Origin of the sequence: Alsobacter metallidurans, from assembly GCF_014636935.1 — a bacterium.
Taxonomy (GTDB): Bacteria; Pseudomonadota; Alphaproteobacteria; order Rhizobiales; family Beijerinckiaceae; genus Alsobacter; species Alsobacter metallidurans.
In genome coordinates, this window is record NZ_BMES01000003.1 from 130,030 (window position 1) to 151,305 (window position 21,276).

Consider the following 21,276-nt stretch of genomic DNA (forward strand, 5'->3'; position numbering starts at 1 on the left):
CTTTCGGATCAGATCGCGACGTAGCGGGTGTGGATGACGCCTGCGCCGTCCGGCCCGAGTCGATGGAGGAAATAGCTGTATGGCTCGGTGACGGGGCCGGGCTCCTCGATGTCGGCAGCGAGATCGAGGCCGATCTGGAAGGCGGGGCTGCCCGCCACCGCCGCGACGGCGCCGTTCCACATCGCCTGGAAAGGCCGGTGGATATGGCCGCTCAGGATGCGGGTGGGCGCCCGCCGCGCCGCAACCAGCCGGCCGAACTCCTCGCCCCCCTCGATCAGGGCGTTGCGGTCGAGCGTCGCCATCCCGGATGGGAACGGCGGGTGGTGCATCACGATCAGCAGAGGCTTGTCCCGCAAGGGCGCTATCGTCTCGCTCACCCATTTCAATCGTGTTGAGCACAGGCGGCCCGGCACACGACCAGGGATCAGCGTGTCGAGCGCCAGGACCCGCCAATCGGCGACCTGCGTCTCGTAATGCAGGTACTTGCCGGGCGGGTAGTCCACCAAGTCCGCAAAAGCGGCCCTCATCGTGTCGCGCCTGTCGTGGTTGCCCGGGGCAATCACGAGCCGCGCCTGCAGCGGCCCTAGCACGTCGCGAAGCAGGGCATAGTCGGCTTCGGACCCGCCATCCGTCAGGTCGCCGCTGATCACGATCGCATCGAGGGACCAAGGAAGTGAGGCGAGATCGGCGACCACGGCCCTGGCCGCCCGTTCGGCGTCGGGGCGCACGAGGTGGGTTTCACCCCTCTCGCTGAAAACATGGAAGTCGGACACATGCGCGATCAGCATGGGAGAGGCCTCATCGAATGCCGGCGCGCAGGAAACTTTGCACAAACTGGCGCTGGAACAGCAGGAACGCGAGCAGGAGCGGTGCGACGGACAGGATCGTGGCGGCCGTGACGAGGCTCCAGTCGACGCCCTGCTCGACCGTGGAGAACACCTGCAGGCCCACCGTGATGGGCCGCGTCTCCACCGAGTTGGTGACGATGAGCGGCCACAGGAAATTGTTCCAGTGGTAGCTCACGGTGACGAGCCCATAGGCGATGTAGGTGGGCTTTGCGACCGGGATGAACACCCGCAGCAGCACCTGGATTGGGCCCGCGCCTTCCAACCGCGCCGCTTCCTCGAGCTCCTTGGGGACGCTCTTGAAGGTCTGCCGGAACAGGAAGATGCCAAAGGCCGACGCCAGGTAGGGCAGCCCCATCCCCAGGATGGTGTCGAGCAGCCCGAGGCGCGACAGCGTCCGGTAGTTCTCCACCAGGAGCACCTCGGGCATGATCATGAGCTGCAGCAGCACGGCCATGAACAGCAGGTTCGAGCCCCGGAACGGGAAGCACACGAAGGCGTAGGCCGCCATGGTGCAGATCACGAATTGGCAGACCAGGATCAGCGACACCAGCATGAAGGTGTTCAGGAAATACCGCGCGAAGGGCGCGGCGTTCCAGGCCCGGCTGAAGTTCTCCAGGGTCCAGGGCGCCAGCAGGTCCAGCCTGGCGGCGTAGATGGCCGGGTGGAAGGCGGTCCAGATCGCGTAGGCGAGCGGCAGGATCCAGAGGATCGCCAACCCCCACGCCCCGGCGGTGACCAGGGCAGTCGAGAACGGGCTCGTACGTTCCACACTCATCTATAATGGACCCGCTTGTCGGCGTAGCCGAACTGGAACAGCGCGATCAGCGCCAGCATGGCGAGCAGCACGACCGTCAGGGCTGCGGCGTAGCCCGTGTCCCAATAGCCGAAACCGACCTGGTAGACGTAGAACAGCAGCAGCACGGTGGCGTTGTCGGGCCCGCCCCGCGTCATCGCGATCACGTGGTCCACCAGCCTGAACGCGCCGATCACGGCGTTGATGGACACGAACAGCGTGGTCGGCATCAGCAAGGGCAGCGTCACGCGCCGGAAACGCTGCCACGGGCTCGCACCCTCCAGCGCCGCGGCCTCCATGAGGGTGGGCGAGATCTGCTGCAGGGCCGCCAGGTAGAAGATCATGAAGAACCCGGCCTCCTTCCAGATCGTGATCACGATCAGGGCGCCGAGCGCGGTCTCCTTGGAGCCGAGCCAGTTGGCCCCTCCACCGCCGAAGTGGCGAAGCAGCTGGTCCACGAGGCCGTAGTCGGGCGTGTAGAAGAACAGCCAGATGTTCGCCACCGCCACCATCGGCAGCACGGTCGGGGTGAAATAGGCCATGCGGACGATGCCGCGCCCGCGCAGCTTGCCGCTGACGAACAGCGCCATCGCGAGCGCCAGCGCCATCGAGATCGGGATGGTCGTGAAGGCGTAGATCGCGTTGTTGACCAACGCCTTCCAGAACACCGGGTCGGCGACCATGGTCTCGTAGTGTGTCGACCCGATGAAAACCGACGGCCGGCGTCCGCGGGCGGTGGAAAAGAAGCTGTCGATCACCGTGGTGACGATCGGCTGGTAGGTGAACACCCACAGCAGGACGGCCGCCGGCAACAGCAGCAGCGCGCTGGTGAGCGCATTGCGTGATCCGGCGAGCCGCCCTGCCCTCATGGGAATGCCTCTTACTTCTTGTACGGCTTCAGGATGCGGTCGATCTCGGCCTGCCCGTCGGCCAACGCCTGCGCGGGCGTCTTGGCGCCTGTGAGCGCGGCCGCGAGCGCGTCGTTGAGCGCCTTGGTGGTCCGGTTGTTCTCATGCGTCGAGAATTCCGGGACCGACACGGCGATCTGCTTCTTGGCGACTTCGGCGGCCGGCGTCTTGGCGACATAGGCCTTGAGGCTCGGCTGTTCCCAGGCCCCGTCGCGCGGCGCGACATAGCCGGTCTGGATCGCCCAGTCGGCCAGGGTCTCGTCCGAGGTCAGGAACTTGATGAACTTGAAACCCGCCTCCTTCTCGGCCTGCGGCGCGCCCGAGAAGATGTAGAGGTTGCCGCCGCCCAGCACGGAGGCGGGCGAAACCTTGCCCGGATACGGCGCGAGGCCGAAGTCGAAGGTGGCGTTCTTGCCGATATTGGTCAGGTTTCCGGTGGTGGTCCACACCATCGCGATGCGCTGTTCCAGGAAGTCGGCCGGAGTGGTGCCCCATTCCTGGATGCCTGGCGGGTGAATGCCGTGCACCTTGCTGAGGTCGACCCAGAACTGTAGCGCCTCCACGACCTTGGGGTCGGTCAGGTAGGCCTCCGTTCCAGCGTCGTTCATCAGGCGCGCGCCGTTTTGCGCCGCCAGCGCGCCGAACAGCCATTGCGCCGATCCGACATTGCCCGGGATGCCGACGCCCCAGCGGGTGGTCTTGCCGGCGTCGTCCTTCTTCAGCACGGCCTTGCCGGCCTTCACCATGTCGTCCCAGGTCGTCGGCGGCTTATGCGGATCGAGCCCGGCCTCCGCGAACGCCTTCTTGTTGTAGTAGAGCACCGCGGTGGAGCGCTGGAACGGCGCGGCCCAGAGGTGGCCGTCCACCTGCGCGCTCTTCAGGAAAGCCGGCATGAAGCCTGCGATCCAGGCCTTGTCCTCCGGCGTCTTGGCGAAGTCGTCGATCGGCTGGACCACGTCCTCGTCGATCAGCGTGAAGATGTCGGTGGCCAGCAGCACCGCGACGGTTGGGGGCTTGCCGCTCTTGGCGGCCGTGAGCGACTTCGTCGTGGTGTCGATGTAGTTGCCCGAATAGACGGGCTGGACCTCGATGTCCGGATTCGCGGCCTTGAACTTCGCCACGTAGCCGTCGATGACCTGCGTCAGCGGCCCGCCCACCTGGATTGGGTAGTAGAACATAACCTGCGTCTTCGCCTGAGCGGCTCCGGCCGTGATCGCGGCCGCAAAAGCCGCGGCCGCCGCCAGGACTGTCCGTCTCGTCGCGCTTTTCATAAGCTCTCTCCCGTTGCGCCCGTATCTTGTTGCGTCGGCAGAACGGCGTCCGGGCGCCGCCGTCCAGTGTCTCGATCGAACAGATGTGCGGCCGTAGCGGGCCAGTGCAGCTTCACGGCCGCTCCGGGGGAGAGCGACGGCTTGCCCGGCGTGCGAACCAGCATCCGCTGCGCGCCGACGCGACACGCCGTGATCGTATCGGCTCCGAAGTATTCGGAGCCCTCCACCACCGCCGCGAAGCCCTCGTCCGCGAAAGTGATGTGCTCCGGCCGAATGCCGAGCTGCAGCGGCGTATCGCCCAGAGCCGCCAGCGGCGGTCCGTCGGCGCCCGCGATGGTCGCGCCGCCCGGGCCGGGCTCCAGGTCCACGACGTTCATGGGCGGCGTGCCGATGAAGCGCGCCACCGCCACGGAGGCGGGCTGCTCGTAGAGTTCAGCAGGCGCGCCGTTCTGCTCGATGAGGCCGTCGCGCATCAGGATGACACGATCGGCCATGCTCATCGCCTCGGTCTGGTCGTGGGTGACGAACACCATCGTGATGCCCAGCCGGCGCTGCAGGGACCGGATCTCGTTGCGCATCTCGGAGCGCAGCTGCGCATCGAGGTTGGACAGCGGCTCGTCGAGGAGGCAGACTGGGGTTTCGGCGATCAGCGCCCGGCCGAGCGCCACACGCTGCTGTTGCCCGCCCGACAACTGGCTCGGGCGACGGCTCAACAGCGTTCCGAGGCCAAGGAGATCCACAATCCGCGCCAGGCGCCTGGCCTGCTCGGCCTTGGGCACGCGGCGCACCGAAAGCCCGAACGTGATGTTCTCGCTGACGCTGAGATGCGGAAACAGCGCGTAGGACTGAAACACCATCGAGAGATTGCGCTCGGCCGACGGGAGGTCGCTGACATCGCGCCCGTCGATCACGATGCGGCCGGACGTGGCGGTCTCCAGCCCGGCGATCAGCCGCAGCGTCGTCGACTTGCCGCAGCCGGACGGGCCCAGCAAGGCCACGAATTCGGCCGGCTTCGTCTCGAAGCTGATGCCGCCAACAGCCCGGAAATCGCCCCAGACCTTGGCGAGGCCTTCGACCTTGATACCCGACAACGCTCTTCCTCCCTTCGCCGATCAGGCAAAGACGAACTTCTTCTTGGTCTTGTCTTGCAGGCCCGCCACCAGGCCGCGGGCCGCATTATCCGTCACCACGTAGTCGACCCGCTCCAGCGGAGCGATCACGGCCAGCGACGTACGATCGAACTTGGAATGGTCGGCCACGACGATGACCGATTGAGCGACTTCGATCATGGCCTGCTGCACGCACGCGAATTCAGGCTTCTGGGTGCAGATGAGCGATCGCCGCACGTCTACGGACGACACGCTTAGGAACGCCTTGTCGACATTGAACTTGCGCACCATGTCGGCCGCCAGCGGGCCCGCGAAGGAATGGTTGACGTCGATATACTCACCGCCGACCACATGGATGCGGCGCGCGCCGCCGGCCGCCAGCACGGCCACCACGTCGGCTCCGTTGGTGACGAAGGTCAGCGTGTCGTTTCCGGCGAGACGCCGGGCGACCTCGAGGGCGGTCGTGCCGCTGTCGATCAGGACGGCGTCGCCGGACACCACCATGGCGGCCGCAGCGTCGGCGATCCGGGCTTTCTCCGCGGCGTTGCTCAGCGCCCGCTCGGCGTTGGCGCTGTCGCGCGTCACCTGGTTGACGCTGATCGCGCCGCCGTGGGTCCGCTTCAGGAGCCCGCGGGATTCGAGTTCGGTGAGATCGCGCCGGATGGTCGCGATGGAGACGCCGAGCTCATCCTTGAGCGCCTGAATGTCGACGAAGAGATTGGCGCGCAGATGCTCCAGCACGCGCGCCTGACGCTGCGGCGCCAGTCGCGCCGCGCCGAACGGCTCCAGAACTCCTGCTCCGCCGGGCGGAGGAGTTGGGCTGGATGTGGCTTTGGTCGCTGAATGGTCTTGCATACGCGCCGGATGATTGGTTTCGATCAACATACGAGCGTTTTCGATCGTGTCAACGCGATATCTCGTTGTTGCAAGCAGCTTGGTTCTCTATCCCGCGCAGGAGCATTTCCCTTGCCTGCCCCTGTCGGCATGACACACTGCGGCGAAACCAAAGACTGAAGAGCTGCTCTGGGAGGAGCGAAATCATGAAGCGTTGGATTGGGCCGCTCGCCGGTTTCATTGCTTGTGGCCTGCTGGTCCCCGGCGCGTCCGCACAATCCAAGGGCGAAGTCGTCGTGTATTGCAGCGTGCTCAACGAATGGTGCCTCGCCGCGTCGCAGGCCTTCGAGCGCAAGACCGGCGTCAAGGTGATCCTCAACGTGAAGGGCTCGGGCGAGGTCGGCGCCCAGTTGCGCGCCGAGGCCAGCAATCCGCGCGCCGACGTGTGGTGGGGCGGCACCGGCGACCCGCATTTGGCGGCCGCCGAGGCGGACCTCACGGTCGCCTACAAGCCGGCCGCTCTGGGCGAGCTTCATCCCTGGGCCGTGAAGCAATGGGAACAGTCCGGCGGCAAGACGATCGGCATCTACGCCGGCGTGCTCGGCTTCACCTGGAACACCGAGTTGATCGCCTCGAAGAAGCTGCAGGCGCCGAAGTGCTGGGCGGACCTGACGCGCGCCGAGTTCCGCGACGAGATTCAGATGTCGAACCCGTCTTCGTCTGGCACCGCCTATACGGCGCTGGCGACGCTGATCCAGGTCATGGGTGAGGACAAGGCCTTCGGCTATCTCAAGGGCCTGCACCGCAACATCAGCCAGTACACCCGCTCCGGCCCCGCGCCCGTGCGCAACGCCGCCCGTGCGGAAACCATGATCGGCATCATTTTCCTGCATGACGCGGTCGCGGAAGCCAACGAGGGCTTTCCGCTCGCCACCGCGGCGCCCTGCGAGGGCACAGGCTATGAGATCGGCTCGATGTCGCTCGTGAAGGGCGGGCGCAATCCGGACAACGCGAAGCTCTGGTACGAGTGGTCCCTCAGCGCCGAGGCGCAGTCTCTGGCGAAGGAGAACAAGTCGTTTCAGGTCCCATCCAACCGCTCAGCAGCCGCACATCCCAAGGCGCCCCGACTGGAGGACATCAAGCTCGTCGACTACGACTTCGCCAAGTATGGAAGCTCCGAGGAGCGGAAGAGGATCGTTAGTCGTTGGGAGCAAGAAGTCGGCATGCTGCCGAAATGAGTGGACTTAGCGGGTGCGGGCCATCGTCCAAGGAATACTGCGACGTGTCGCACCCCCCAAGAGGTAGCGGTGCAGTCAGAGAGGACGCGATATGCTCAAGCCGAGGGTTAAATACGCCGAGAACGGCGATCGCTGATGAGGGCCTTCGTTCTTGGAACCGTGAAACGTCGCCTTCAGCGGGCGAAGGATTTGGCGGGAGTGATGTGCTGAAGACCTGAGTGCGCGAAGCAGGGGTATGCCTTGGCCCTGCTTCGCCGGGCGCCAGTTCTCAACAGTTACGCGCTGAAGGCCTGAACATTCCCGCCCTCACTCCTCCCCGTGACGGGGTCGTGCCTGCGGCCTCAGGGACGCGTCCCTATCAGTGACTTCGGTTCGAGGTAGGCTTCCAGCCCGAAGGTGCCGTATTCGCGTCCGAGGCCGGACTGCTTGAAGCCGCCGAAGGGCGCCTTCGGGTCATGGGCGAGCGTGTTGACGAGGACGCGGCCTGCCTGCAGCCGCTCGGCGACCCGCTCAGCGCGCGTTTGGTCTCCCGACAGGACATAGGCCTGCAGGCCGTAGACCGTCTCGTTGGCGATGCGGATGGCGTCGTCCTCGTCGTCGTAGGCGATCAGCGACAGGACCGGACCGAAAATCTCTTCCTGTGCGATCGTCATGGCGTTGGTCACGCCTCCGAAGAGCGTGGGACGGACGAACCATCCAGACAGTCCGGCGGGACGCCCTTCCCCGCCGGCGAGCAGCCGGGCGCCTTCCTCGGTGCCCAGGCGGATGTAGCGCTGCACCCGCTCCCACTGCCGCTCGCTGACCATCGGTCCCACCGTCGTCCGGGGGTCTCGGGGATCCCCGACCTGCACGGCGGACACCGCGGCACTGGCCAGCAGCTCGATCTCGGCAAGCCGGCCGCGCGGCGCCAGCAGGCGTGTGCCGGCGATGCAGGCCTGGCCGCTGTTCATGAAGGCGGCCTGGACGGCGATCGGGATCGCTGTCTCCAGGTCGGCATCGTCGAGGACGATCGTAGGCGACTTGCCGCCGAGTTCCAGCGTCACGCGCTTCAGGGTCGCCGCACCGGCCTGCAGGATCGCCTTGCCGACGGCCGTCGAGCCGGTGAAGGAGATCTTGGCCACGTCGGGGTGCCGGCTGATCTCGGCGCCGACCGTTTCGCCGCGCCCCGTGACGATGTTGACCACGCCGGGGGGAAGCGCCGCGGCGTGAAACGCCTCCATGATGACCTGCGTCTGCGTGGCGCTCATCTCGCTCGGCTTGACCACCACGGTGCAGCCCGCCGCCAGCGCCGTCGCGACCTTGCCGCAAATGAAGCCGGCATTGCTGTTCCACGGCGTGATCAGCCCGGCGACGCCGGACGGAGTCATGACCACCTCGGACGCGCCGACGCGCCGGCGAAACGGGTAGGTCTCCAGGAGATCGATCGCCTCGTCGAAGGCCGCGACGGGATGGTCGACCATGAAGGCCGCGCGAGACGCGGGCGCTCCGTATTCCTCGATCACGGCATCGAGCAGCGCCTCACGCCGCGCGGCGACCTCGTCCCGAAGGCGGCGGAGCCACGCGATTCGTTCGGCCGGGGTCGTGGCGGCGAAGGCAGGCAAAGCGCGACGCGCGGCGGCGATGGCCCGCCGGGCGTCCTCCTCGTCCGCCAGGCGCACCTGACCGATGACAGCTCCGGTCGCGGGGTTGTGGAGCGGGAACATCTCGGTTCCGTGGGGAACGGCCAACTGGCCGTCGATGAAAATCCTGTCGATCGTGGTCACGGGTGGCTCCCTGATGAGTGGCGTTGCTCGTCAGGTAGCCCCTCCCTATAACGCTGAATAGCCGGACAGTCTGGCATGCAGTGGTGAGTGGAGCAGGACAATGATGACCACGGGCCTGACGGAGCTCGAGGCCGTGCAGGCGGTGGCGCGGCACCGCAACTTCCGCTCCGCGGCGACGCAGATCGGCATTTCCCGGTCCGCTCTCAGCCACATGGTAGCGGCGCTCGAAAGCCGCCTGGGCGCTCGCCTGTTCCATCGCACCACACGAAGCGTGACGCTGACGGAGGCCGGCGAGCGGTTCGTCGCCGACACGGCGCCCGCGCTGCGCGACATCCGCGAGGCTATCGGGCGGCTCACGGATCATCAGGCCGAGCCGTCCGGGACGCTGCGCATCAACGCTTCCTCCGGCGCCGCGCGGCAGATCATGGCGCCTATCATACTCGAATATGTCCGGCGCCATCCGCGGGTCATTATCGACATCGTAACGGAGGGAAAGCTCGTCGACATCGTGCTCGAAGGCTTCGACCTCGGCGTGCGTTTGGCCGAAACGGTGCCACGGGACATGATTGCCGTCCCGCTCGGGCCCTCGCAGCGCTTTGCAGTCGTCGGCTCGCCAGACTACTTCGCGACCTACCCGACACCGCTCACGCCGAGCGACCTTGCCGCTCACCGGTGCATCCGCAGCCGCCTGCCGGGCGGCGGGATCTATCGCTGGGAGTTCGAAAGACGCGGCGAATTCCTGGAACTCGACGGGACCGGGCCCCTGCTCCTCGACGACCCCCTCCTCATGCTGGAGGCCGCGCGAGCTGGCGTGGGGCTGGCTTACCTGACCGAGTGGAACGTCGCGGACGACCTTGCTGCGGGACGGCTCGTCCGGGTGCTCGAGGACTGGACGCCTCCCTTTCCCGGCCTTTGCCTCTACTATCCCGGGCGCCGGCACCTCGCGGCCCATCACCGCGCCTTCGTTGATCTCGTCAGGGAAACTGCGCGGAACGCAAACCTTTCGCCTACCCACAGAAAGACTAGGCGCGCGTCAAACGCCTAGCCTGCCTCTGCCCGCAGGGCCGCAAGGCTCGATGCCGCTCGAAGCTCCCAGCCGCGCGCCCCCTGCTGGCGGGCGAGAGCCAGCGACTGCCGCAATAGGTCCTTCGCCCTGTCCCGAGAGGCCGCCTCGTCTTCTAGCGCAAGCAGGGCTTTCATTCGCAAGAGCTCCGGCATGGAGCAGAGATCGCCATGTGTCTCGGCGTCTTCCATCGTGCGGATGACGAGGGCGCGTGCCTCGGGGCTCCGCCCCGAATGCATGAGCCCCAGGATTAGTGCGAGGGTCAGCGGCATCGAGAGCAACTCGTAGGGCATCGCATGCAGCTTTGCGAGGCTCTCCTCGAGGATGGCGACGCCTGCCGCCGTTTCGCCCCGGCGAATCGCCACGACGCCCCGCCAGCCCCTTCCCACTTCCAGGTAGGGTGCGAAGGCGTTCGGCGCCGAGCGGGAGATGAATCGGTCGACATGCTCTTCGAGCGCCGGTAGGTCACCGACCCAATCGAAGACCGAAATGCCCCAGCCCAGCGCGATGCAGAGACTGAGGGCATGATCCATCGCCGCGGCTTCCGCGATGGTGCGGCGGGCGCGGTCGACCGCCTGGTCAGGATAGCCTTGCAGCCACAGCGTCCGCGCCATGATGGCGCCGGCCAGGACGTGCCCGTCGAGACCGAGGTAGAGCGTGGATGTCCGCTTGGAGCGCGGAGCGGCGGCCAGGGCCGCTTCCAGCTCCGTCCGGGCACGGCCGTGCTCGCCGGCGAAGTGGAACGACATTCCGAGAATGGAGCGGGCCATGGCGGCTGCCCCGGGATCGGATTGCGAGTCAGCCAAGGCGACGCAGCGCTCGGCATAGCGGAGCGCCACCCGGAATGCGCCCGTCCGCAAGTGGAACATCTGAAGGGAGCCAAGGACCTGGACCTGGTCCAGGGACGCTCCCGCCTCGTCGGCGATGTCGAGGCTTCTGACGAGAGCCTCACACGCGGCCTGCGTCCCGCCCCGCGTGAACATCAGGGAGACGCCGAGGGCCGATTGCAGATGCATTTCATCGCGCGTTCCGCGCGATGCCGGATCGAGGGTGGCGAGCGCCCGCTCAGTCCAGCGGTGACACTCCGAGAGGAGCGACATCGCGAGGAAGACAGGGCCGGCCTTGGCCGCAAGCCGTCGGCCGAGGGTCGGGTCGCCATGCTCGCCAAAGCACCAATCGAGCGCCGCGCGCAAGTTGGCGAGGCCCGACAGGTGCCGCGCTCTCTCCGCCACGTTCGACAGGCGCGACCACTCGGCGCCGGTCTCCTCCAGCCAGGCCAGGACATGGCGAGCGTGCCGTGTTGAGACAGCCGACCTGTCTGCTTCCGGCCCCGGGCTCTGGAGCATGAAGGCGCGCGTGGTGTCGAGGAGCCGATAGCGCACCATGGCCCCGACCGGCCGGGCAGCCACCATCGACTTGGCCACGAGACTGTCGAGGGAGGCGAAGAGTGCTTCGGCGCCCAAGCTTTCGTCCGTGCACACTGCAAGTGCAGCGTCGACCGTGAAGCTCCCGACGAAGACGGCGAGGCGGCGCAAGACGGTCCTGTCTTGCTCAGCAAGCAGTCCGAAGCTCCAGTCCAGTGTTGCGTGCAAGGTGCGCTGGCGCGCGGGTGCATCGCGTGCGCCCGTCCACGTCAGGGAAAGCCGTTCCTGGAGCAGGGCCGCCGTCCGCTCCAGGCCGAAGGCCTCGACACGCCGCGCGGCCAACTCGATGGCGAGCGGGATGCCATCGAGCTTTCGGCAAATATCGGCGATCAGGGCTGCGGCGGCCTCGTCCGTGGCAAGCCTTACACCGGATGATACCGCTCGCTCCGTGAAGAGCCGCGTTGCCGGGGAGCGACAGATGGCATCGGCCGTCAGGGGCGTGCTGGCGTCCGGGCAGGCGAGCGGCGCCAGCCGGTACACCTGCTCGCCCTCAACTTTCAGCGGTTCCCGGCTCGTGGCCAGGACCAGGACATCCGAAGTCTCCGCAAAGAGGCGCCCGGCGAAGATGGCGACGGCGTCGATGACGTGCTCGCACGTGTCGAAAACCACGAGAGAGGGGTTGCCACGGAGCGCCTCGATGACGGTGGCCGCCACGTCGTCGGCGTCGCCTTGCACGCCGAGCATGGACGCCACCGTCACCGCGACGAGGTCGGCATCCCCGAGCATGCTCAGGTCCACGAAAAGAACGGCTCCGTCGACATGGGACGCGAGGTCGTGGGCCACGTCCAGGGCGAGCGTCGACTTGCCGACCCCGCCCGGTCCGACGATCGTGACGAAGCGGCGAGACGCTAGCACCTGCCTGACCGTTCGGCTGTCCTCCTCGCGGCCAAGGACCAGCGGTGGCCGATTGGGCATGTTGGTCCGCTGGCGCGCCGGATCCGGAGAGCTGACGGTTCCGCGACGCACGCGCGCAACCGTCGCGACAAAGCAATAGCCGCGGCCCGGCAGGGTCGTGATGTAGCGAGCCCCATCCCTCCCGTCGCCAAGCGCCTTGCGCAGGTTGGCCATATGGAAGCGCAGGCTTCCCTCTCCCACCGTCATGTCCGGCCAAACGCGCGCCAGGAGCTCATTCTTGCCGACGGGTTCGTTCGGGCTGGCCGCCAGAGCGGCGAGAATATCGAAGGCGCGCGCTCCCACGTCGACCGTCTCGGCCCCGCGCAGCAGCAGCCGTTCCCTCGGCTTGAGGGTGAACGGCCCGAAGGAGAGCACATCGGCTTCGGGGGAAGGCAGCTCTGGCATGACCTCGTTCGCTTGTTCGATTCAAGACTATCCATTTGGAGCCGTGGTCGCCACGCGCCACGTGCGGGCTCTCATCGGCTGATTAGCGCTCATGGCGGCTGACAAGCGCTAACGGGCTTGCAGGCATCGCCTCCGCTACGACGGCAGGACGCGATCTATCGCCCCTTCGCTGACCATCGACCAGGAGACACGTCCCATGACGGACGCCAAGGTGCTCTACACAGGCCAGGTCCACACGACCGGCGGACGCGACAAGGGCGCTGCACGCAGCTCTGACGGCAGGCTGGACATCGCGCTCTCCGTGCCGGGCGGGACAGGGTCAGGCGCCAATCCCGAACAGCTCTTCGCGGCGGGGTGGTCCGCGTGCTTCGAGGGCGCCATCGCCATCGCCGCCCGCCGCATGAAGGTTACGGTTCCGGCCGATCTTGCCATCGACGCCGAGGTCAGCCTGAACCAGGGGAGCGAGGGCTATTTCCTGTCCGCCCGCCTGACCGTTTCGCTGCCTGGTCTTGATCCAGGCACGGCCCGGGCGCTCATCGATGCCGCGCACGAGACCTGCCCGTACTCCAAAGCGACCCGCGGCAACATCGATGTCGCAATCGTGCTCGCCGATCTCCGCCCGGCCGGACCTTGAGATCAAGGGGCCTGCGATGAACCGATCCAACGTCCTGTCTGCCCTAGTCGCCCTCGCGGCCTTGGCGACGCCTCCCGCAGCCTCGGCCGCTTCCGTCCGCAACGTCGTCATCGTCCACGGCGCCTTCGCCGACGGCTCGGGCTGGCGCAAGGTGTCCGACCTCCTGACGGCCAAGGGGCTGCGCGTCAGCATCGTCCAGGAGCCGCTCACCTCGCTTTCCGACGACGTAGCCGCGACGCGCAGGATCCTCGCCCTGCAGGACGGCCCCATTATCCTCGTCGGGCACAGCTACGGCGGCATGGTGGTCACCGCCGCGGGAGATGATCCCAAGGTGGCGGGCCTCGTCTACGTCGCGGCGTTCCAGCCCGACCGGGGCGAGAGCTTGGCGAAGCTCGCCGACAGCAAGCCCGTGACCGGAGCGAAGCCCGATGCGATCCAGGCGACGCCCGACGGCTTCCTCTATCTAGCGCCGGCCGACTTCCCCGCCGCCTTCGCCGCCGACCTGCCCCACGCCGAGGCGGCCTTCATGGCGCAATCACAGGTTTTCGCCGCGAGGGCCGCCTTCGCGCAGGAGGCCGGCGAGCCGGCCTGGAAGTCGAAGCCGAGCTGGGCCCTCGTGGCGACCCAGGACCGCTCGATCAATCCGGACCTGGAGCGCGAGATGGCCAAGCGCGCCGGCAGCACCGTCCGCGAGGTGAAGGCCAGCCACGCCGTTTACCTCTCGCGCCCGGCGGATGTGGCGGCTCTGATTGTTGAAGCGGCGGCCAAGGCGCCCTCGCGATGATCGCCGCATCCTTTCTCGCGGTCTGCTTCCTGGCCGGCGCACTCACCATCGCGAGCCCCTGCATCCTGCCGGTGGTGCCGTTCGTGTTCGCCGGGCATGGCCAGCCGTTCTTGCGTGGAACCTTGCCGCTCCTCGCCGGCCTCGTCGCGGCCTTTGCGTCGGTCGTCGCGCTCGCAGCGACAGGCGCCGCTTGGGCGGCGGAGGCGCATGAGGTTGGCCGTGCCCTGGGGCTCGTCGTGCTGGCCTTCGCCGCCGCCACGCTCTTGTCGAGCCGCCTCGCAGCCTTCGCCGCGCGCCCGTTCACGAACTTGGGCGGCCGCCTCTCGGAACAGGTCGGGACCGGCGCGGGCGCTTCCGTCGTGACGGGGTTAGCTGCCGGCCTCCTCTGGTCCCCTTGCGCCGGGCCGGTGCTCGCGCTCATCCTTGCCGGCGGCGCCGCATCGGCATCGCCGCTGGCGACGGGGGTGGCGGCCGGCGCCTATGCCGCGGGGGCGGCGGCGTCCCTTGCCGTCATTGTGCTGGCGGGACGCCGGCTGGCAACCGGGCTGCGTGCCGCGGCCTCCATGACGCACCGGCTGAGACAGGTGGCTGGTGTCGCCGCACTCGGTGGTGTGGTGGCCATCGCGTCCGGCTTCGACGCGACTGTGCTCGCGCAGCTTCCCGCCCCGGCTGCGGGGCGGATCGAGAGCGCTTTAGTCGGAAGGCTCCCGGCAACGGCCAAGGTGGTCCTGGCGCCCGCGTCCAAACCATCCTTTCGCAGCAGCCTGCCCGTCCTCGGCGACCTGCCGTCGCTCGCCGGCGCCACCGGCTGGCTGAACGGCCCTCCCCTGGCGGCCGAAGCCCTGCGCGGCAAGGTCGTTCTCGTCCAGTTCTGGACCTACTCCTGCATTAACTGCATTCGGACGCTCCCCTTCGTCAGGACCTGGGCCGAGACCTTCGCCGCCAAGGGACTGGCGGTAGTTGGGGTTCACACGCCCGAGTTCGCCTTCGAGCACAACGAAAGCAACGTCCGGCGTGCGCTCGCCCGCTTCGGGCTGACCTATCCCGTCGCCATCGACAACGGCTTCAAGGTCTGGCGCGCCTTCGGAAACGAGTCGTGGCCGGGCTTTGCTTTGGCCGACGCGCAGGGCCGGATCCGCTACCGCACGGCTGGGGAGGGACAGGAGGCCCGCACGGAGCAGGCGATCCGGGACTTGCTGGCCGAAGCGGGCGCGGCCCGCGATCCGGCCTCCACCCCGGCTGCGCCGCCGGCGCCGGGCGAACAGGCCGCCGCGGATTGGGATCACCTGCGCTCAGACGAAACCTATCTTGGCTATGCCCAGGCGAGCCGCTTCGCCTCGCGGGAGATTGTCGCCGCCGACCGTCCACAGGTCTACTCGTATGCAGACCTGCCCGCCAACCGGTGGGGCCTGTCGGGCGCCTGGACCATCGCCGCGGACCGCGCCATCGGTGCTGGCGTGGACGGCCGGGTGGCCTATCGCTTCAACGCTCGCGATCTCCATCTCGTCCTCGGCGCCGGTCGGGCTGCCAACTCGATCCGATTCCAGGTCACGGTGGACGGCCATGCGCCGGGACCGGACCACGGCTCCGACATCGACGCGGAGGGCTTCGGCGCGGTCTCGGAGACACGGCTCTACCAGCTCGTTCGACAGGCTGACGGTCCCCGCGTCCGGACGGTCGAGATCCGGTTCCTCGATCCCGGAGTGGAGGCCTATGCCTTCACCTTCGGCTGAGGGAGATCGCACCCATGCCGCTCCGCTCCGTCCTGCGTCTTCTCGTGCTCGTGACGGCCGGCTTCGCCGTCGGCGCCGGTCCCTGCGCCTGGGACACGCCTCCCACACGTCCGCAAACGTCCCGTCCGACACAAATCACTCCCAAACCCCTGCAGCTCTCGTCCCCGGAGATCCGCCATGACAATCGAGCCCATTGATCCCTCACGCCGCGCCCTCATTGGTGGCGCCGCCTTGGCGCTCGCCACGGCTCCTTTCGTCACGCGGAAGGCTCACGCCCAGGCCGCCGAACCGAAGACGTTCGGCCCGATCCGGCAGGTGCAGGCCGGCGTTCTCGACATCGGCTATGTCGAGCTTGGACCGGCCGACGGCCCGCCCGTGCTGCTGCTGCACGGCTGGCCCTACGACGTCCACAGCTACGCCGAAGTCGCGCCCATCCTCGCCGCCGCAGGTCACCGCGTGCTTGTCCCGCACCTGCGCGGCTACGGCGCCACGCGGTTCCTCTCGGCCGGGACGATGCGCAACGGCCAGCAGGCGGCGCTCGCTCTCGACATCCTCGCCTTCATGGACGCCCTGAGGATCCAGACGGCCGTCGTCGCCGGCTACGACTGGGGCGCCCGCACCGCCAACATCCTCGCCGCCCTCTGGCGCGAGCGCTGCAAGGGGCTCGTCTCGGTAAGCGGCTACCTCATCGGCAGCCAGGAAGCGAACCGTGCGCCTCTGCCGCCCAAGGCCGAGTTGCAGTGGTGGTACCAGTACTACTTCGCGACGGACCGCGGCGCGGCGGGCTATGCCAAGTACACCAGGGACTTCGCCCGGCTTATCTGGGAGCTGGCCTCGCCGCAGTGGCGCTTTGACGAGGCGACGTTCGCCCGCACGGCGACGTCGCTGGAGAACCCGGACCACGTGGCGGTCTCCATCCACAATTACCGCTGGCGTCTCGGCCTCGCGCCGGGAGAAGCCCGCTACGACGAGACGGAGCGCAGGCTCGCGAGCTTCCCCGCCATCGGCGTCCCCACGATCACAATGGAGGGCGACGCGAACGGGGCGCCCCACCCCGATCCATCCACTTATGCCAAGCGGTTCACCGGACGCTACGAGCACCGTATCGTGAGCGGGGGCATCGGCCACAACCTGCCGCAGGAAGCGCCGCGAGACTTCGCCCAAGCGGTGCTCGACGTGGCGAAAGCCTGATCCGCCGCCCACGCCGCTCCTTGCCCTTTCAGTCCGACCAGCGCCGGACACTCCGGCGCACGGAGACCTGTGACCATGACCTACTCCTCGGGTGACCAGCGCCCCGCGGCGCTCGTGTTCGGCGGCTCGCGCGGCATCGGCGCCGCGACAGCGACACGCCTCGCTGCCGACGGCTTGCGCGTCGCCCTCACCTATGCCTCGCGGACGGCTCACCCGACCGTCGGAGGTCGCCGGAATGGCGTCGTACCTCGCCGAGCCCGAGGCGGGCACGATCACCGGCGCGAGCCTCACGGTGGATGGCGGCTTCGTGCTCTAACGGTCGCTTCCGCGACCTGGCAGCGAAGGCCAGGAGACGGCGGGCGGGCCAAATATCGCGCGTCTATCGCATCGATCGACGATACCGCCGAAGACGCCGCCTCCCCTAAGCGGTTCTGTGGTTGAGCTAAACGAGCATCCTTTCGTCTTATTGCGTGCCTAGGTCCCGCAGATGAGTTCCATCGCCTTGGCCGATCTCGGCTGGTCGACGCCGGACGGCAGAGTTCTATTTTCTGGCCTCACCCTGACCTTCGGTCCCGAACGTGTGGGCCTGGTCGGGCGCAATGGCGTAGGCAAGTCCACGCTCCTGAAGATCATCCGGGGCCAGATCGCGCCGACATCCGGTCGGGTCTCCGTCCAGGGCAAGGTGAGCTCGCTGGAACAAACCGTCCAGATCGGGCCGGAGGACACGATCGCCGACCTGTTCGGTGTCGCGTCGCACCTCGCCCTGCTGTGCAGGGCCGCGGCCGGGGACGCGAGCGGCGATGAACTCGCAGACGCCGACTGGACGCTCGAAGCCCGGCTCGCGGCCAGCCTGGAACGGATCGGCCTCCAGGTCGGACCCGAAGCCCGTCTGGCCGACCTGTCCGGCGGACAGCGGACCCGGGCTGCACTGGCGGCCGTGACCTTTCACGATCCGGATATCCTGCTCCTCGACGAACCAACCAACAATCTCGACAGGGCCGGTCGGGACGCGGTGCGCGCGCTCCTACAGGACTGGCGAGGTGGCGCAGTCGTGGTGAGCCACGACCGCGAGTTGCTGGAGGACATGGATGCAATCGTCGAGCTGACGTCGCTCGGGGCGTCGCGCTATAGCGGAGGCTGGTCGGCTTACCGCGCCCGAAAGGACATCGAATTGGAGGCTGCCGCGCACGAGCTGGAGAGTGCGGAGAGAGCCGCAGCGAGCGCCCGGCGACGGGACCAAGAGAAAGCTGAGAGGCGGGACCGGCGGGACTCGGCCGGGGCGAGACAGGCGAAGGGCGGCGGGATGCCCCGCATCTTGCTTGGCGCCCGGAAGAACCAGGCCGAGGTGTCGGGCGGAGCGCAGGCAAAGAGTGCCGAAAGACGGCAGGCGGAACTCGACGCTGCTGCCGCCCGGGCGCGGGGGCTGGTCGAAATCCTCCAGCCTTTCGTGGTGAGCCTTCCACCGACCGGACTGGCGTCCGGCCGGACAGTGTTGCGGCTCGACGACGTGGCAGCAGGTTACGATCCCGCGCGGCCCCTGATTGAAGGCCTGTCGTTTGCGATGACAGGGCCGGAACGGATCGCCATTCTCGGCCCCAACGGATCCGGCAAGTCGACACTATTGAAAGTCATCGTCGGCGATCTCGCCCCGCTTCGCGGCCAGGTGACGCTTTCAGTTCCAACTGCCACTCTGGACCAGCGTATGGATCTTCTGGATCCGGCGACGACCATTCGGGACAACTTCCTTCGATTGAACCCGGGCGCCACGGAGAATGCCTGCCGTGCCGCGCTCGCGACGTTTCAGTTCCGCGCGGATGCAGCCCTGATGAACGTCGGAACCCTGAGCGGAGGCCAGATGCTTCGCGCAGGCCTCGCCTGTGTTCTCGGCGGCCCCAAACCGCCTCTGCTCCTCGTGCTGGACGAACCGACCAACCACCTCGACCTCGAAGCGATCCAAGCCGTCGAGGCTGGCCTGGCCGCATACGACGGCGCACTGCTGGTCGTCAGCCATGACCAAACCTTCGTTGCTGCACTGGGCATACAGCAGACCATCTCTTTGGATCCTGTCTCTCGATAGGACCTTCCGACGGGCGCTGCTGCCTGTCGTACCTCTCTTTGAAGGGCGAACTCTGCAAACGTCCGCCTTGGGTCACCCGCAGCGTGATCACTGTATCCGGGAAGTCGGGTCCGGCTCGGCCGCAAGGGCCTGCGTAACGTGGCGAAGCTTGTCGGGATTGCGGGTGATGTAGATCGCCGTGATCCGGCCGTCCTCGATGGCGAGCGCCGTCGTCTGGAGGACATCGCCACGCTCGCGGCTGACGTAGCCGGGCAGCCCGTCGATCCAGACGGGTTCGAGCAGTGTCGCCCAGCCCTCTCCCCATTTGCGCCGCACAGCCTCATACAGGCGCAGGAGGCGGTCCAATCCCGTGATGGGGTTAATGAAGGCCAGAACCTTGCCACCGCCGTCCGCACGCAGCACCGCGTTCTCGGCAAGAAGCGTGCGGAGCGTCGCGGTATCGCCACTGGTGGAAGCCGCGAAGAAAGCAAGTGCGATCCGCTCGCCCTCCCCTCGCTCGACTGGGAAGCGCGGACGCGCGGCTTGTACATTTCTCCTTGCCCGGACGGCGAGTTGGCGCACGGCGGCGGCTTCCCGGCCGAGCGTATCAGCGACTTCCCCGAGCGGAACCCCGAAGACGTCGTGGAGGAGGAAGGCGGCCCGCTCAAGCGGTGAGAGGCGCTCCAGCGCCATCATCAACGTCAGCGTGAGGTCGTCCTCGTCCACGCCGTCATCGTCCGCGTTCAACAGAGGTTCGGGCAACCAGGCGCCGACGTAGGTCTCGCGGCGGGCGCGAGCCGACTTCATCTCGTCGAGGCAGAGCCGGGTGACGACGCGCGCAAGGAAGGGATACGGAGCGGCGACCTTCGTCTGGTCCACCGTCACCCAACGCAGCCATGCATTCTGAACGACATCCTCGGCTTCGCTGCGCGAGCCAAGCATGCGGTACGCGATGCGCAGGAGCCGCGCCCGATGGGTCTCGAAGATGACCGTAGCGTCATCGATCTGCTGCATGTGCGTCCCTCAATGATGACTTCGGCTGCCTGGGCGATGATGGCCACGGAGGAGCCCCGCCGCCCAGGATTCAGGGGTGCGCTACGTCTGGTCCGGCGTCGTCAGCTCGGTGTCTTTCGTATCCACGACAAAGACGGCAAGGAGTTTGGACGGCTCGACGTTACTCGCGTTGGCGCTGACGCCGTGGTGGTCGCCTGGCAATTCAACAAAGCTCTCGCCGACCCGAAAAATCTTCTCCGGACCGTCGTTGATCCGGCTGCGCACGGCGCCCCTGATCACCGTCGCCGTGATGAAGGCGGAGGCGGCGTGGGTGTGGGAGGGCGAGGAGCCACCAGGGCCATACTCCACCAGGACACCGCGCAGGCTCTTGCCGGGAACCGAAGGCAGAGGATTGTCGAAAATCGTGGTCACGCGTGCCTCGCCCCTCGCGACATCTGCTGCCATGGCAGGGACGGCCGAGACGGAGGATACGGCAAGGAAGGTTCCCAGCAGGATTGTTCTGAACATGGGATGGATCTTTCTTCGTAGGTGGGGGAGCGCAGGGTTCAGGCGGTGGCGAGCCAGTTCTCGAACCGCGTCGGCCCGAGCCGCGCCGCTCCCACGTGCTCGGGAACAAGCGAACCCGACTCGAGCGCGGCGCCGAAGTAGAGCGCCGCCCTGTCGGCCTGCACCTCCCGATGGTCGCCGCCAGCGGCGATGCGGCGGGCGACGAAGTCGCGGAACGGCAGGCGGTCGGGCCCGGCGATCTCGACCGTGACGTTGCGGGGCGGCGAGATGGCGACCTCGGCGAGCGCTGCGGCGACATCGGCGGCGGCGATGGGCTGGAAGTCGGCATCGGGTACGACGAGGCGGTCGCCGTCGACGGCTGCTTCGGCGATGGTGGCGACGAACTCGAAGAACTGGGTCGCGCGCACGATGGTGAAGGGGATGCCGGAGTCCTTGATCAGCCGCTCCTGCGCGACCTTGGCCCGGAAGTAGCCGTTTCCTTCGAGGCGGTCCGTGCCGACGATCGACAAGGCGACATGATGCTTTACGCCCGCCTCGCGCTCGGCGGCGAGGAGGTTGCGGCCCGAGCGCTCGAAGAAGTCGAGCACCGCCGCTTCCTCGAAGGAGGGCGAGTTCGAAACGTCAACGACAGCGTCGGCTCCGGAAAGAACGTCCGCAAGGCCTTCGCCGGTCAGCGCGTTCACCCCCGTGCTCGGCGATGCCGCGATGGCCTCGTGGCCCTGTCGCGAGAGTTTGGCCGTCAGGTTTCGACCGATGAGCCCGCTTCCGCCGATCACCACGATCTTCATGGCATCCGTCTCCTTGTTC

General features: G+C 67.5%; 19 protein-coding genes and 1 pseudogene. 9 read left to right on the forward strand and 11 right to left on the reverse strand.

Annotated elements, in window-relative coordinates:
- Nucleotides 1–8: 8 nt before the first annotated feature.
- Genes IEV99_RS21400 through IEV99_RS21425 form a run of 6 tightly spaced genes read right to left on the reverse strand, consistent with a single transcriptional unit; the run spans nucleotide 9 to nucleotide 5,814 of the window.
- On the reverse strand, nucleotides 9–788 hold the full coding sequence (locus IEV99_RS21400) for a metallophosphoesterase (protein WP_188519883.1): 780 nt from the start codon (nucleotides 786–788) through the stop codon (nucleotides 9–11).
- A gap of 10 nt (nucleotides 789–798) precedes the next feature.
- Nucleotides 799–1,623 (reverse strand): carbohydrate ABC transporter permease, encoded by an 825-nt coding sequence (locus IEV99_RS21405; protein ID WP_188519884.1) that lies wholly within the window; start codon nucleotides 1,621–1,623, stop codon nucleotides 799–801.
- The gene (locus IEV99_RS21410; RefSeq protein ID WP_188519885.1) at nucleotides 1,620–2,510 is read right to left on the reverse strand and encodes a carbohydrate ABC transporter permease; all 891 of its coding nucleotides are present in this window, start codon (nucleotides 2,508–2,510) and stop codon (nucleotides 1,620–1,622) included. Before IEV99_RS21410 ends, IEV99_RS21405 begins: the two co-directional genes overlap by 4 nt.
- A gap of 11 nt (nucleotides 2,511–2,521) precedes the next feature.
- On the reverse strand, nucleotides 2,522–3,820 hold the full coding sequence (locus IEV99_RS21415; protein WP_188519886.1) for an ABC transporter substrate-binding protein: 1,299 nt from the start codon (nucleotides 3,818–3,820) through the stop codon (nucleotides 2,522–2,524).
- Nucleotides 3,817–4,911 carry an ABC transporter ATP-binding protein gene (locus IEV99_RS21420; RefSeq protein ID WP_188519887.1) on the reverse strand — a complete coding sequence of 365 codons (1,095 nt, stop codon included), beginning with the start codon at nucleotides 4,909–4,911 and terminating at the stop codon, nucleotides 3,817–3,819. The genes IEV99_RS21415 and IEV99_RS21420 overlap by 4 nt, the downstream gene beginning before the upstream one ends.
- Before the next feature lie 21 nt (nucleotides 4,912–4,932).
- On the reverse strand, nucleotides 4,933–5,814 hold the full coding sequence (locus IEV99_RS21425; protein ID WP_244644008.1) for a DeoR/GlpR family DNA-binding transcription regulator: 882 nt from the start codon (nucleotides 5,812–5,814) through the stop codon (nucleotides 4,933–4,935).
- A 155-nt stretch (nucleotides 5,815–5,969) separates the two neighbouring features.
- Here IEV99_RS21425 and IEV99_RS21430 point away from each other — a divergent pair, with 155 nt between their 5' ends.
- A complete protein-coding gene (locus IEV99_RS21430; protein ID WP_188519888.1) occupies nucleotides 5,970–7,001 on the forward strand; it encodes an ABC transporter substrate-binding protein in 1,032 nt (343 codons plus the stop codon).
- Nucleotides 7,002–7,342: 341 nt separating this feature from the next.
- Here IEV99_RS21430 and IEV99_RS21435 read toward each other — a convergent pair whose 3' ends face one another.
- A complete protein-coding gene (locus tag IEV99_RS21435) occupies nucleotides 7,343–8,764 on the reverse strand; it encodes an aldehyde dehydrogenase family protein (protein ID WP_188519889.1) in 1,422 nt (473 codons plus the stop codon).
- Between the two features lie 100 nt (nucleotides 8,765–8,864).
- On the opposite strand from IEV99_RS21435, the gene IEV99_RS21440 reads away from it, so the two are divergent.
- Nucleotides 8,865–9,809 carry a LysR family transcriptional regulator gene (locus IEV99_RS21440; protein ID WP_188519890.1) on the forward strand — a complete coding sequence of 315 codons (945 nt, stop codon included), beginning with the start codon at nucleotides 8,865–8,867 and terminating at the stop codon, nucleotides 9,807–9,809.
- Here IEV99_RS21440 and IEV99_RS21445 read toward each other — a convergent pair.
- Nucleotides 9,806–12,550 (reverse strand): ATP-binding protein, encoded by a 2,745-nt coding sequence (locus tag IEV99_RS21445; RefSeq protein WP_188519891.1) that lies wholly within the window; start codon nucleotides 12,548–12,550, stop codon nucleotides 9,806–9,808. The two genes, IEV99_RS21440 and IEV99_RS21445, sit on opposite strands and share 4 nt — an antisense overlap.
- Nucleotides 12,551–12,746: 196 nt before the next feature.
- Here IEV99_RS21445 and IEV99_RS21450 point away from each other — a divergent pair, with 196 nt between their 5' ends.
- From IEV99_RS21450 to IEV99_RS21475, 7 genes and pseudogenes are all read left to right on the forward strand, one after another.
- Nucleotides 12,747–13,184 (forward strand): organic hydroperoxide resistance protein, encoded by a 438-nt coding sequence (locus IEV99_RS21450; RefSeq protein ID WP_188519892.1) that lies wholly within the window; start codon nucleotides 12,747–12,749, stop codon nucleotides 13,182–13,184.
- Between the two features lie 16 nt (nucleotides 13,185–13,200).
- Nucleotides 13,201–13,968, forward strand: coding sequence for an alpha/beta fold hydrolase (locus tag IEV99_RS21455; RefSeq protein WP_188519893.1), 768 nt, complete (start codon nucleotides 13,201–13,203; stop codon nucleotides 13,966–13,968).
- Complete coding sequence (locus IEV99_RS21460; RefSeq protein WP_188519894.1) at nucleotides 13,965–15,701, forward strand: redoxin family protein; 1,737 nt, start codon at nucleotides 13,965–13,967, stop codon at nucleotides 15,699–15,701. Before IEV99_RS21455 ends, IEV99_RS21460 begins: the two co-directional genes overlap by 4 nt.
- 177 nt (nucleotides 15,702–15,878) lie before the next feature.
- Complete coding sequence (locus IEV99_RS21465; RefSeq protein ID WP_188519895.1) at nucleotides 15,879–16,892, forward strand: alpha/beta fold hydrolase; 1,014 nt, start codon at nucleotides 15,879–15,881, stop codon at nucleotides 16,890–16,892.
- Between the two features lie 75 nt (nucleotides 16,893–16,967).
- Nucleotides 16,968–17,093 (forward strand): annotated as a pseudogene (locus IEV99_RS23830) (oxidoreductase); the annotation flags it as partial.
- Nucleotides 17,094–17,127: 34 nt separating this feature from the next.
- Complete coding sequence (locus IEV99_RS21470) at nucleotides 17,128–17,208, forward strand: hypothetical protein (RefSeq protein ID WP_244644034.1); 81 nt, start codon at nucleotides 17,128–17,130, stop codon at nucleotides 17,206–17,208.
- Nucleotides 17,209–17,379: 171 nt separating this feature from the next.
- Entirely contained in the window at nucleotides 17,380–18,969 is a 1,590-nt protein-coding gene (locus tag IEV99_RS21475; protein ID WP_188519897.1) for an ABC-F family ATP-binding cassette domain-containing protein, read from the forward strand.
- Nucleotides 18,970–19,056: 87 nt separating this feature from the next.
- Here the strand turns inward: IEV99_RS21475 and IEV99_RS21480 are convergent, their stop codons facing one another.
- From IEV99_RS21480 to IEV99_RS21490, 3 genes are all read right to left on the reverse strand, one after another.
- A complete protein-coding gene (locus tag IEV99_RS21480) occupies nucleotides 19,057–19,962 on the reverse strand; it encodes a sigma-70 family RNA polymerase sigma factor (protein ID WP_188519898.1) in 906 nt (301 codons plus the stop codon).
- Between the two features lie 81 nt (nucleotides 19,963–20,043).
- Nucleotides 20,044–20,469, reverse strand: a complete 426-nt coding sequence (locus IEV99_RS21485; protein ID WP_188519899.1) for a cupin domain-containing protein — start codon at nucleotides 20,467–20,469, stop codon at nucleotides 20,044–20,046.
- Between the two features lie 38 nt (nucleotides 20,470–20,507).
- Entirely contained in the window at nucleotides 20,508–21,257 is a 750-nt protein-coding gene (locus IEV99_RS21490; RefSeq protein WP_188519900.1) for an SDR family oxidoreductase, read from the reverse strand.
- Nucleotides 21,258–21,276: the final 19 nt, after the last annotated feature.

Coding starts and splice junctions, on each gene's coding strand:
- IEV99_RS21480 (WP_188519898.1), bottom strand. CDS start 19,962: ATGCAGCAGATCGATGACGCTACGGTCATCTTCGAGACCCATCGGGCG.
- IEV99_RS21400 (WP_188519883.1), bottom strand. CDS start 788: ATGCTGATCGCGCATGTGTCCGACTTCCATGTTTTCAGCGAGAGGGGT.
- IEV99_RS21405 (WP_188519884.1), bottom strand. CDS start 1,623: ATGAGTGTGGAACGTACGAGCCCGTTCTCGACTGCCCTGGTCACCGCC.
- IEV99_RS21455 (WP_188519893.1), top strand. CDS start 13,201: ATGAACCGATCCAACGTCCTGTCTGCCCTAGTCGCCCTCGCGGCCTTG.
- IEV99_RS21490 (WP_188519900.1), bottom strand. CDS start 21,257: ATGAAGATCGTGGTGATCGGCGGAAGCGGGCTCATCGGTCGAAACCTG.
- IEV99_RS21445 (WP_188519891.1), bottom strand. CDS start 12,550: ATGCCAGAGCTGCCTTCCCCCGAAGCCGATGTGCTCTCCTTCGGGCCG.
- IEV99_RS21450 (WP_188519892.1), top strand. CDS start 12,747: ATGACGGACGCCAAGGTGCTCTACACAGGCCAGGTCCACACGACCGGC.
- IEV99_RS21430 (WP_188519888.1), top strand. CDS start 5,970: ATGAAGCGTTGGATTGGGCCGCTCGCCGGTTTCATTGCTTGTGGCCTG.
- IEV99_RS21425 (WP_244644008.1), bottom strand. CDS start 5,814: ATGTTGATCGAAACCAATCATCCGGCGCGTATGCAAGACCATTCAGCG.
- IEV99_RS21465 (WP_188519895.1), top strand. CDS start 15,879: ATGACAATCGAGCCCATTGATCCCTCACGCCGCGCCCTCATTGGTGGC.
- IEV99_RS21410 (WP_188519885.1), bottom strand. CDS start 2,510: ATGAGGGCAGGGCGGCTCGCCGGATCACGCAATGCGCTCACCAGCGCG.
- IEV99_RS21440 (WP_188519890.1), top strand. CDS start 8,865: ATGATGACCACGGGCCTGACGGAGCTCGAGGCCGTGCAGGCGGTGGCG.
- IEV99_RS21415 (WP_188519886.1), bottom strand. CDS start 3,820: ATGAAAAGCGCGACGAGACGGACAGTCCTGGCGGCGGCCGCGGCTTTT.
- IEV99_RS21460 (WP_188519894.1), top strand. CDS start 13,965: ATGATCGCCGCATCCTTTCTCGCGGTCTGCTTCCTGGCCGGCGCACTC.
- IEV99_RS21485 (WP_188519899.1), bottom strand. CDS start 20,469: ATGTTCAGAACAATCCTGCTGGGAACCTTCCTTGCCGTATCCTCCGTC.
- IEV99_RS21470 (WP_244644034.1), top strand. CDS start 17,128: ATGGCGTCGTACCTCGCCGAGCCCGAGGCGGGCACGATCACCGGCGCG.
- IEV99_RS21475 (WP_188519897.1), top strand. CDS start 17,380: ATGAGTTCCATCGCCTTGGCCGATCTCGGCTGGTCGACGCCGGACGGC.